This window comes from Streptomyces sp. P17 (genome assembly GCF_032436805.1).
In the GTDB taxonomy this organism is placed as follows: Bacteria; Actinomycetota; Actinomycetes; order Streptomycetales; family Streptomycetaceae; genus Streptomyces.
Genome location: NZ_JAVRBF010000890.1, coordinates 1 through 268, shown reverse-complemented (window position 1 = coordinate 268; position 268 = coordinate 1). Strand labels below are relative to the sequence as shown.

The window sequence follows — 268 nt, the reverse complement described above, 5'->3', positions numbered from 1 at the left end:
CGCCGTGACCGGCGTAGTAGACCATCGCCACCGAGTTGGGGCCGCGGGCCGCAACCTTGGACGAGAAGTCCTGCACAACGCGGATCATGTCGTTCTGCGTCAGGTCGATCGCCGAGGTGACCTCGAAGCCGGCCTTGTTCAGGAACTGCGCCATCGCGGTCGCATCGTTGTCGGGGTTGGAAAGCTCCGGCGCGTTCTTGTAATGCGCGTTGCCGATGACCAGCGCGACGCGCTGCTCGGGGCCGCGCAGGAGCGAGGCGGAGGTGCC

The 268-nt window shown here is 66.8% G+C and carries 1 protein-coding gene; it reads right to left on the bottom strand.

The window, feature by feature from the left end; all coding sequences use genetic code 11:
- The coding region (locus tag RMT89_RS43340) for a caspase family protein (protein ID WP_315889251.1) at positions 1 to 268 on the bottom strand (268 nt) is incomplete at both ends.